The sequence below is a fragment of the [Clostridium] symbiosum ATCC 14940 genome, assembly GCF_000466485.1.
In the GTDB taxonomy this organism is placed as follows: Bacteria; Bacillota; Clostridia; order Lachnospirales; family Lachnospiraceae; genus Otoolea; species Otoolea symbiosa.
Genome location: NZ_KE993038.1, coordinates 1 through 7,391, shown reverse-complemented (window position 1 = coordinate 7,391; position 7,391 = coordinate 1). Strand labels below are relative to the sequence as shown.

8 protein-coding genes are annotated in these 7,391 nt (G+C 52.0%); 7 read left to right on the top strand and 1 reads right to left on the bottom strand.

The features are described from left to right. The first annotated feature begins 300 nt into the window (after positions 1 to 300). From trpE to trpA, 7 genes are all read left to right on the top strand, one after another. Complete coding sequence (gene trpE, locus CLOSYM_RS20825) at positions 301 to 1,788, top strand: anthranilate synthase component I (protein ID WP_021643694.1); 1,488 nt, start codon at positions 301 to 303, stop codon at positions 1,786 to 1,788. Next, the gene (locus CLOSYM_RS20820) at positions 1,785 to 2,354 is read left to right on the top strand and encodes an anthranilate synthase component II (protein WP_003506264.1); all 570 of its coding nucleotides are present in this window, start codon (positions 1,785 to 1,787) and stop codon (positions 2,352 to 2,354) included. The genes trpE and CLOSYM_RS20820 overlap by 4 nt, the downstream gene beginning before the upstream one ends. 125 nt (positions 2,355 to 2,479) lie before the next feature. After that, positions 2,480 to 3,490 carry an anthranilate phosphoribosyltransferase gene (trpD, locus tag CLOSYM_RS20815; protein WP_003497676.1) on the top strand — a complete coding sequence of 337 codons (1,011 nt, stop codon included), beginning with the start codon at positions 2,480 to 2,482 and terminating at the stop codon, positions 3,488 to 3,490. An 11-nt stretch (positions 3,491 to 3,501) separates the two neighbouring features. Further along, positions 3,502 to 4,311, top strand: a complete 810-nt coding sequence (trpC, locus tag CLOSYM_RS20810; RefSeq protein WP_003497677.1) for an indole-3-glycerol phosphate synthase TrpC — start codon at positions 3,502 to 3,504, stop codon at positions 4,309 to 4,311. Next, the gene (locus CLOSYM_RS20805) at positions 4,308 to 4,919 is read left to right on the top strand and encodes a phosphoribosylanthranilate isomerase (protein WP_021643693.1); all 612 of its coding nucleotides are present in this window, start codon (positions 4,308 to 4,310) and stop codon (positions 4,917 to 4,919) included. Before trpC ends, CLOSYM_RS20805 begins: the two co-directional genes overlap by 4 nt. Beyond that, positions 4,916 to 6,100 (top strand): tryptophan synthase subunit beta, encoded by a 1,185-nt coding sequence (trpB, locus tag CLOSYM_RS20800; protein ID WP_021643692.1) that lies wholly within the window; start codon positions 4,916 to 4,918, stop codon positions 6,098 to 6,100. Before CLOSYM_RS20805 ends, trpB begins: the two co-directional genes overlap by 4 nt. Beyond that, entirely contained in the window at positions 6,093 to 6,878 is a 786-nt protein-coding gene (trpA, locus tag CLOSYM_RS20795) for a tryptophan synthase subunit alpha (RefSeq protein WP_021643691.1), read from the top strand. The genes trpB and trpA overlap by 8 nt, the downstream gene beginning before the upstream one ends. Positions 6,879 to 7,020: 142 nt before the next feature. On the opposite strand, the gene CLOSYM_RS20790 is transcribed toward trpA, so the two are convergent. Beyond that, positions 7,021 to 7,257 (bottom strand): hypothetical protein, encoded by a 237-nt coding sequence (locus tag CLOSYM_RS20790; protein WP_003497685.1) that lies wholly within the window; start codon positions 7,255 to 7,257, stop codon positions 7,021 to 7,023. Between the last annotated feature and the right edge of the window lie 134 nt (positions 7,258 to 7,391).

Here is a 7,391-nt window from a genome sequence, read left to right as displayed (position 1 = left end):
AAAGTTCTCCTGTTAAATTAAAACCGCTCCGCGGTGGATCGCACTGCGGCGGGCAGGATTCTTTCTTGTTACATAGTGAGAAGAAGACCTTCAGAAAATAGTAACCGTTCAGCCATGATGTATTCCGCGAGGTGTTTTCGCTGTTTTTTGCGAAAATCCCGAGTTGTGCGGCGCGAAACGACGTTTTTTGCCGTTTCTGTGCATCATTTGTTACGGTTTAGCCGAAGGCTGAACTGTAACGAAAAATAATTATGAGCTATATGGCATTTATTGATATTTCTTTAGAACAGGAGGCCTGCTATGTACCCAACAATCGAAGATTTGAAAACAATTGCAGAAAGCGGCGTCTACCGCCGTATCCCCGTTGCACGCGAGATTTACTCCGATTGCTTCACCCCAATAGAAGTAATGAGAACGCTGAGGGCGGCCAGCCGCCACTGCTATCTTTTGGAAAGCGCAGAAGATAATCAGAAATGGGGACGCTATTCTTTCCTCGGCTGCTCCCCTTCCCTGGAACTGACCTGCAGAAACGGTGTTCTTCGCATCCGCCGTGGAGATGAGGACGAGATAAAAGAGGAGACCATATCCGAAACACTTCATCCGGGGGAGGCGATACGCCGGATCCTCGAGGAATACAAAAGTCCGAAGCTGGAAAATATGCCGCCTTTTACCGGGGGGCTTGTAGGATATTTCTCCTACGATTACATTAAATATGCCGAACCGGTTCTGGGCAAAAAGGATTTGGAAAACGATGATTTCTGCGATGTGGATTTAATGCTGTTTGACCGGGTTATTGTCTTTGACCACTATAAGCAGAAGCTGATTCTGATAGCCGGCGTGGATGCCGCCGATCCGGAGCGCTCCTACGCGGAAGCCGCCGAAAAGCTGGATGAAACCGAGCGCCTGCTTTACAGTTCGGCCAAAGCCGCTTTCCGTCCCCTGAAGCTAAAGGAAGAACTGACTCCCGTTTTTACGAAGGAAGAGTATTGCAGGATGGTAGAAAAAGCCAGACATTATATTCATGAAGGCGATATCTTCCAGGTCGTTCTCTCCGATCCGCTCACCGCGGCCGCAGAGGGAAGTCTCTTTGACACTTACCGGGTTCTGCGCACCACAAACCCATCCCCTTATATGTTCTACTTTTCCAGCGACGATGTGGAAATCGCCGGGGCCTCCCCGGAAACGCTGGCAAAGCTACAGAACCAAACGCTCTATAATTTCCCTTTGGCCGGAACAAGGCCGCGGGGCAGAGATGCACAGGAGGATGAAGCTCTTGAGCGGGAGCTTTTGTCAGATGAAAAAGAGCTGGCGGAACACAACATGCTGGTGGATCTCGGCAGAAACGATTTAGGCCGGGTATGCCGCCTTGGCACGGTAAAAGTTGATAAATACTGTTCCATTGAACGGTTCTCCCACGTTATGCACATCGGCTCCACTGTATCGGGAACAATCCGAAACGACCGGGACGCCGTGGATGCGATTGATTCCATCCTCCCGGCCGGAACGCTCTCCGGAGCGCCCAAACTGCGGGCCTGTGAGATTATCGGAGAACTGGAGGGCAGAAAGAGAGGCATCTACGGAGGCGCCATCGGCTATCTCGATTTCACCGGCAACATGGACACCTGCATTGCAATCCGCCTCGCCTATAAGAAAAACGGCCGAGTATGTATCCAGTCCGGAGCCGGTATCGTGGCCGACAGCGTTCCGGAACGTGAATTTGAAGAATGCTGCAACAAGGCAAAGGCAGTCGTCAATGCCCTGAAGGCAGCGGAAGGAGGCCTGTTATGATATTACTGATTGATAATTATGACAGCTTTGTTTACAACCTGTACCAATTGATTGGCAGTATCACCCCTGATCTGAAGGTCATACGAAATGACGCCTGCACTGTGGAAGAGATAGAGGCCATGCACCCGGAGTCGATTGTCATCTCGCCAGGGCCGGGCCGGCCGGAGGACGCCGGGAATATTCTTGAAGTGATCCGTCATTTCACAGGAAAGACGCCCATCCTCGGCGTATGTCTCGGCCATCAGGCAATCTGCAAGGCCCTCGGAGGCGTTGTCACCTACGCCAAGGAACTGATGCACGGAAAAACATCCGAAATATACACAGAAGCAGACAGCACCCTGTTTTGCGGTTTGGAATCCCCGGTCCGGGTGGCCCGGTATCATTCTCTGGCTGCCTCGGAAGAGGAACTGCCCGGCACGCTCCGCATTACAGCCCGTACGATGGACGGGGAAATAATGGCCGTGGAACACAGGGAGTTCCCGGTCTACGGAGTTCAGTTCCATCCGGAATCGATTATGACACCCCAGGGAAAACTCATGATTCAAAATTTTCTGAACAGTTATTGACTTATTGGGTTGTTGAACTATCGGGTTGTTAGACAATCGTGTATTAAACTATCAACTTATCTAATCGGCAGCAGTATCTAAAAATCGGTATTTAAATAAATATATTTTCCAGGAGGTTAATCATTATGATCCGCGAAGCAATTATCAAACTTTCCAATAAAGAGAACCTGTCCTATGAAGAGGCAGAGCAGGTTATGAATGAAATCATGGAGGGCCAGGCAAGCCAGGTACAGATGGCGGCTTATCTGACGGCACTGTCAATCAAAGGGGAAAACATCGACGAAATTACCGCATCCGCCGCCGGAATGCGCGCCCACTGTATCAAGCTGCTCCATGATATGGATGTACTTGAGATTGTCGGCACCGGCGGAGACGGCGCAAACTCCTTTAATATCTCCACCACCGCTTCCCTGGTCATTGCGGCCGGAGGAGTGCCGGTGGCAAAGCACGGAAACAGGGCAGCATCCTCCAAAAGCGGAGCCGCCGATGTGCTGGAGGCGCTGGGCGTAAAAATTGACATCACGCCGGAACAGAGCGCGGAGCTTCTGAAGAAAATCGGAATCTGCTTTCTGTTTGCCCAAAATTACCATATCGCGATGAAGTATGTCGCTCCGATCCGCAAAGAGCTGAGCATCCGTACCGTATTCAACATCCTCGGACCGCTTTCCAACCCGGCAGGCGCCAATATGGAGCTGATGGGCGTATATGAGCAGGCCCTCGTGGAACCGCTGGCCCAGGTTATGGCAAAGCTGGGCGTCACACGCGGAATGGTCGTATACGGGCAGGATAAGCTCGATGAGATTTCCATGAGCTCTGCCACCTCCGTCTGCGAAATCCGGGACGGATGGTTCCAGTCCTACGAAATCACCCCGGAACAGTTCGGATACGCCCGCTGCGGCAAGGAGGAGCTGACGGGCGGAACTCCGGAAGAAAATGCCGCCATCACCTGCGCCATCTTAAGCGGCGCGGAGAGAGGACCGAAGCGCTGCGCCGTCTGCCTCAATGCCGGAGCCGCCCTGTATGTGACCGGCAGGGCCGAATCCCTGGAGGATGGGGTGCGGATGGCCGAACAGCTGATTGACAACGGCAGCGCACAGAAAAAGCTGGAAGAATTTATCAGGGAAAGCAATCGGTAAGGGAGAACAAAATGAACGAAAATATCCTTGCAGCAATTGCAGAAAAAACAAAAGAACGAATCAGGGAAGAGCGCAGGAAGATTCCCCTGTTCGAGATGAGAAATAACGCCGAAGCGGTGGCGGCATTCGGTACCGGCAGACAAAACCGCCCCACCTTTTACCAGGCGCTGGCAAAGCCGGGAATGTCCTTTATCTGCGAGGTAAAAAAAGCGTCACCTTCCAAAGGCGTAATCGCAGAAGATTTTCCATACCTTCAGATAGCCGGGGAATACGAGGCAGCCGGGGCAGCCGCCATCTCCTGTCTGACGGAACCTTATTATTTTCAGGGGAGCGACCGGTACTTAAAGCAGATTGCCAGCACCGCCGCCATTCCGGTGCTGAAAAAAGATTTTACCGTCGACGAATATATGGTTTACCAGGCCGCTGCCGCCGGAGCTGCCGCTATCCTATTAATCTGCGCGATTCTGGATGACGCGCAGTTAAAAAGCTATATGGAGCTTGCCGTCTCCCTCCGCCTGGATGTGCTGACCGAGGCGCACACAGAGGAAGAGATAGAACGGGCCGTCAGAGCGGGCGCCTCCATTATCGGCGTAAATAACCGTGATTTAAAAACATTCCGGGTGGACTTAAACACCAGCATTGCCATGCGTTCCCTGGTTCCGCCGGAAATCCTCTTTGTCTCAGAAAGCGGTATCCGGACTGCGGCTGATATTGAAAAGCTCTATGCAAACGGGACGAACGCCGTTCTGATCGGAGAGGCCCTGATGCGTTCTCCCGATAAAAAAGCCATGCTGGATGAACTGAGAGGAACGTTCCGATGACGAGCATAAAGATTTGCGGCCTGTCCCGCCCCGCCGACATTGACTGGATTAACGAAGCTCGGCCTGATTACTGCGGATTTATCATCCACGTGCCAAAAAGTATTCGCAGCATCGATAGCGGGAAGCTGCATGAACTCCGGTTCCGGCTGGATGAGTCCATCACTCCTGTCGGCGTTTTTGTAAATGAACCTTTGGAGTCCGTTATTTCATTGTCCGCCTGCAATGAATTAGGCGCTGTACAGCTCCACGGCGGTGAGGATGAAAACTATATAAGATGTCTGAAGAAAGAATTGACCATACCTGTCATAAAAGCCTTTCAAGCCGATTCGCCCAAGTCCATCCGGCAGGCGGAAAAAAGCCCGGCCGACCTGATTCTTCTGGACAACGGAGCAGGCGGAACCGGAACCGTATTCGACTGGTCCCTCCTGCGCCATATCAAAAGGCCGTACTTCCTGGCCGGCGGATTAGGGCCTCATAATTTGACGGAGGCTATAAAGACCGTACATCCCTGGGGCGTGGATATGAGCAGCGGAGTGGAAACAGACGGGGCAAAAGACAAAGAAAAAATTCTGGCGGCAGTAGCCGCAGTAAGGAGAACAGAAGCATGACAAACGGAAGATTTGGCATTCACGGAGGCCAGTATATGCCTGAAACTCTGATGAATGCAGTAATCGAACTGGAAGAAGCATATAACCATTATAAAAATGATCCCGGATTCAACCGGGAACTGACCGAACTCCTGAACAATTATGCAGGAAGGCCCTCCCGCCTCTATTATGCAAAACGGATGACCGAGGATCTGGGCGGAGCAAAAATCTATTTAAAGAGAGAGGATTTAAACCATACCGGCGCCCACAAAATCAACAATGTGCTGGGGCAGATTCTGCTGGCAAAAAAAATGGGCAAAACACGTGTTATTGCCGAGACAGGCGCAGGACAGCACGGTGTCGCCACCGCCACGGCCGCGGCCCTGATGGACTTGGAATGCGAAGTCTACATGGGCAAAGAGGATACGGAGCGCCAGGCCCTGAACGTCTACAGAATGCGTCTTCTCGGAGCTAAGGTCCACGCGGTCACTACCGGAACCGCCACCCTGAAGGACGCCGTATCCGAGACAATGCGCGAGTGGACCAGCAGGATTGCGGATACCCATTATGTCCTCGGCTCCTGCATGGGCCCCCACCCCTTCCCAACGATTGTCCGCGATTTCCAGGCGGTCATCTCCAAAGAGATTAAAGAACAGCTCATGGAACTGGAAGGCAGGCTGCCTGACGCCGTCATGGCCTGTGTCGGAGGAGGCTCAAACGCCATCGGAACCTTCTACCATTTTATTGAGGATGAATCAGTCCGCCTGATTGGATGTGAAGCTGCGGGACGCGGCGTTAACACGGCTGAAACAGCCGCTACCATCGCAACCGGCAGGCTGGGTATCTTCCACGGCATGAAATCATATTTCTGTCAGGATGAATACGGCCAGATCGCCCCTGTTTATTCGATTTCCGCCGGACTGGATTACCCGGGCATCGGGCCGGAGCACGCCTTCCTGCACGATCAGGGCCGGGCGGAATATGTTCCGGTAACCGACGATGAGGCAGTGGATGCGTTTGAATACCTCTCCCGCCTGGAGGGAATCATTCCGGCCATTGAGAGCGCCCACGCCGTGGCACATGCCCGGAAAATAGCTCCCGCCATGGGAAAAGACCAGATTATCGTTATCACACTGTCAGGCCGCGGAGATAAAGACTGCGCTGCCATTGCCCGTTACAGAGGGGAGGATATCCATGAATAAAGTATCAATCGCTGAAGCATTTTCAGCCGGAAAAGCATTTATCCCGTTTATCACCTGCGGAGATCCGTCGTTATCTGTCACGGAACAGCTTGTCTATGCCATGGAGGAAGCCGGGGCTGATCTTATTGAGCTTGGCATTCCCTTTTCCGACCCGACAGCGGAAGGCCCCGTCATCCAGGGAGCCAATGAACGCGCCCTCTCCGGCGGTGTGACAACTGATAAAATCTTTGAGATGGTGATACGCATCCGGGAAAAAACCTCCATTCCCCTGTTGTTTATGACCTATGCCAATGTGGTCTTTTCCTATGGAAAAGAACGTTTTATCCGCAATGCCGCCGAAATCGGAATGAACGGCCTCATCCTGCCCGACGTGCCATTTGAAGAAAAGGAAGAGTTCGGCTCAGTCTGCAAAACATACGGGCTGGAACTCGTTTCCCTGATTGCACCCACCTCCCACGACCGCATTACGTCCATTGCCAGGGAGGCCGGCGGCTTCGTTTACTGCGTATCATCCCTGGGCGTGACAGGGGTGCGCTCCAACATCACAACCGACGTGGGGGCCATGGTATCACTCGTCAAACAGGCAAAGGGTATCCCCTGCGCCATCGGTTTTGGAATTTCCACGCCGGAGCAGGCAAAAGCGATGGCCAGAATAGCCGACGGAGTGATTGTCGGAAGTGCCATTGTCAAATTATGTAAACAATATGGGGAGGACTGTATCCCCTATGTGAAGGAGTATGTCAGAGAAATGAAAGAGGCCGTCAAAGAGGCGGACTGATTGGTAAAGAGGCGGGTTATCTGCCAAAACGGCCATGCAGGCTCTATTGTAAGCCTGCATGGCCGTTTTATCTGTAACTCTGTTTTTTCTGCTCCCGGCTGAAAATATTGAACAGCTTTCGGTGCCCGCAGGTGAAAACATGTTACTCTTCGCCGCAGCAGCCGAGATTACGCATCGCCGGAACAAATTTTGCCATCAACGGAATATAGGTGATAACAAACGCTGCGGCCGCCAATGCAAGCAACCCTTTTCTCCACCGCTTCGGAGCCGTAATTCCGATGATAATGCCTGCGGCGCAGAGGCAGATTTTGAGAAGCGCCATATCCTGCCACTTCATCCCTTTAATATATTCTTCTGCCACATGAAATAATTTCTCCATAAAACCGACTCCTTCCTTCAAAAATACACCGTTTTCTTATAGTTTCATTGTACCATGAGGATGTGCAGATTTCCACATAATATTCAAAGCATTAAAGGTAACTGAAATGAAAAAGTAAATTCCACTCCCCATTT

What these genes read in the sequence shown, in the direction of transcription:
- trpE (WP_021643694.1), top strand. Translation starts at nt 301, where the DNA reads ATGTACCCAACAATCGAAGATTTGAAAACAATTGCAGAAAGCGGCGTC.
- CLOSYM_RS20820 (WP_003506264.1), top strand. Translation starts at nt 1,785, where the DNA reads ATGATATTACTGATTGATAATTATGACAGCTTTGTTTACAACCTGTAC.
- trpD (WP_003497676.1), top strand. Translation starts at nt 2,480, where the DNA reads ATGATCCGCGAAGCAATTATCAAACTTTCCAATAAAGAGAACCTGTCC.
- trpC (WP_003497677.1), top strand. Translation starts at nt 3,502, where the DNA reads ATGAACGAAAATATCCTTGCAGCAATTGCAGAAAAAACAAAAGAACGA.
- CLOSYM_RS20805 (WP_021643693.1), top strand. Translation starts at nt 4,308, where the DNA reads ATGACGAGCATAAAGATTTGCGGCCTGTCCCGCCCCGCCGACATTGAC.
- trpB (WP_021643692.1), top strand. Translation starts at nt 4,916, where the DNA reads ATGACAAACGGAAGATTTGGCATTCACGGAGGCCAGTATATGCCTGAA.
- trpA (WP_021643691.1), top strand. Translation starts at nt 6,093, where the DNA reads ATGAATAAAGTATCAATCGCTGAAGCATTTTCAGCCGGAAAAGCATTT.
- CLOSYM_RS20790 (WP_003497685.1), bottom strand. Translation starts at nt 7,257, where the DNA reads ATGGAGAAATTATTTCATGTGGCAGAAGAATATATTAAAGGGATGAAG.